This window comes from uncultured Wocania sp. (genome assembly GCF_964021735.1).
In the GTDB taxonomy this organism is placed as follows: domain Bacteria; phylum Bacteroidota; class Bacteroidia; order Flavobacteriales; family Flavobacteriaceae; genus Wocania_A.
In genome coordinates this window covers 1-2,386 of the sequence record NZ_CAXIBN010000276.1, presented here as the reverse complement: position 1 = coordinate 2,386, position 2,386 = coordinate 1, and the positions used below count along the sequence as shown (strand labels likewise).

At 33.1% G+C, this 2,386-nt stretch carries 2 protein-coding genes and 1 pseudogene; all 3 read right to left on the bottom strand.

Going from position 1 to position 2,386, the window contains the following annotated elements:
- A pseudogene (locus AADI82_RS14920) lies at window positions 1–125 on the bottom strand (ribulose-phosphate 3-epimerase); the annotation flags it as partial.
- Window positions 126–263: 138 nt separating this feature from the next.
- The gene (locus tag AADI82_RS14915; RefSeq protein ID WP_034041378.1) at window positions 264–1,127 is read right to left on the bottom strand and encodes a sigma-70 family RNA polymerase sigma factor; all 864 of its coding nucleotides are present in this window, start codon (window positions 1,125–1,127) and stop codon (window positions 264–266) included.
- 428 nt (window positions 1,128–1,555) lie between these two features.
- The coding region (locus AADI82_RS14910) for a dienelactone hydrolase family protein (protein WP_341217203.1) at window positions 1,556–2,386 on the bottom strand (831 nt) is incomplete at its 5' end.

Here is a 2,386-nt window from a genome sequence, read left to right as displayed (position 1 = left end):
AAAACCCCATCCATAATATCAATATGAAACCAATCGGCATCACTTTGGTTAATCATTTCTATGTCGCGTTGTAGGTTTGCAAAATCTGCTGCTAAAACTGATGGTGCAATTAATTTTGTGCTCATTATGATAAGTTATTTATATGCGCAAAAATAGTATAAAAAAACAAACCCGCGGTAATCAGCCACGGGTTCTTTCATCAATCAAAAAACGAACAGTTATGTGAAACTGTTTGTTGTCGTAATTTAGTCGTAAATTAATTACTATCCTAAATATGTTTTTAATATTTTACTTCTAGACGTATGTTTTAATCTACGTATAGCTTTTTCTTTTATTTGTCTTACACGCTCACGAGTTAGGTCGAAAGTCTCACCAATTTCTTCTAAAGTCATTGGGTGTTGGTTTCCTAAACCAAAGTATAAACGAATAACATCTGCTTCACGAGGTGTTAAGGTTTCAAGGGCTCTTTCAATTTCTGTACGTAACGATTCGTGTAATAATTCTCTATCAGGATTTGGAGACTCTCCAGAATTTAATACATCGTATAAATTAGAATCTTCACCTTCAACTAATGGTGCATCCATACTTACGTGGCGACCAGAATTCTTCATAGATTCTTTTACGTCATTAATTGTCATATCCAACTCTTTTGCGATTTCTTCAGCAGAAGGTGGGCGCTCATGACTTTGCTCTAAAAAGGCAAACGTTTTATTAATTTTGTTAATGGAGCCAATCTTGTTTAATGGCAAACGTACAATACGCGATTGTTCAGCTAAAGCTTGTAAAATCGACTGACGAATCCACCAAACAGCGTACGATATAAATTTAAAACCACGTGTTTCATCAAAACGCTGTGCCGCTTTAATTAAGCCTAAATTACCTTCATTAATTAAATCCGGTAAAGTAAGCCCTTGGTTTTGGTATTGCTTAGCTACCGATACTACAAAACGTAAATTAGCTTTCGTTAACTTTTCTAAAGCTATTTGATCTCCAGCTTTAATACGTTGTGCTAATTCTACTTCTTCATCTGCGGTAATTAAGTCAACCTTTCCAATCTCTTGTAGATATTTATCTAACGATGCAGTTTCTCTATTGGTAACCTGCTTCGTAATTTTAAGTTGTCTCATGTAATGTGCTCCTGTATTTAATTAAGTGAATAATAGGTCGTTCAATAGTTATACGTACAAATGTTATATTTTGTTACAAAAAAGATTATTTTTTTAATGCTTTAGTTTATTAGATACAAAAATGGTTTAAAAGTCACATTTTTTTTTTAATTATTTGGGCTTTCCCCAAGGGGCGGGCTTTTCTCTACAAGTCCTCGCTCTTGCCTCGCTATGGGATTTCCCTGCAATCTCTAATGCGCTCACTGTTTTGGCTTACTCAAATCAAACTAGGCACTCAAAACATGTTATTTTATATGATAAGATTTTAAATCAACAAAAAGTACTGTTTCATAAATAATGGAGAATTAATTGAGAGCTAATTTACTTAATTTATAACATAAAAAAACCTGATATATTTATCAGATTCTAAAGCTTTTCTTATATTAAATTTAATTCCAAACATGATTAACTAACCAATCAGCAGCATCTTGTAAATAGAATGCATATTCGCAAGGTTCATTATGGGTTAAATCTGGAGCTATAACCATTGTAATATCACTACCAGAGTCAATACTAGCATTTACCCAATTTTCGACATTTTCTACAGGGAATAGCGCATCTTCTTGTCCATGAATAACATATACAGGAATAGGTATTTGTCTGCCTACACCACTGTTTGTGGTATTATATTGACTTGCCATAGGAATGGATGCTGAAAATATGTTAGACTGGGTTTCAGCAAAAAACCAGCTTCCATTACCTCCGTCGCTATAACCATGTATTACAATTTTATTTGTGTCTACAGGAAGAAAAGTAGATGCCAAATCTACTAGAGTTTTAACTTGCTCATTATTTTCTATTGTAGGCCATAATTTACCGTTGCTATTAGGACTTAAAATAATGGCATCAAGAGATTCAAACCCTACTTCGGCTAAACACTCCGTAAATTTATGCGAATCAGGAGATATACCACATGAAGCGCATCCATGTAGAGTAATAATTAGAGGTCTCTTGTTATTATTTGTAAAATCTACATCGGGCATTACTACTCTAAACTTCCAAATATCATTTTCAAGATTTTCTAGTTGCACATCATTATGTCCAGTTTTAAAATCAATATTTTCAAAATCTTCTTGAACATTTTCATAAGTTCTTGGTCCTGGCTCTGCAATATCGGGTTCGTCAAAAACACCAGATTTATTACAACTTAATAAAGTAAATAGGAAAAAACACCAGATTAATACAAAATTTTGATTTTTCATGATTGATTTATTTTGACG

Coding starts and splice junctions, on each gene's coding strand:
- AADI82_RS14915 (WP_034041378.1), bottom strand. CDS start 1,127: ATGAGACAACTTAAAATTACGAAGCAGGTTACCAATAGAGAAACTGCA.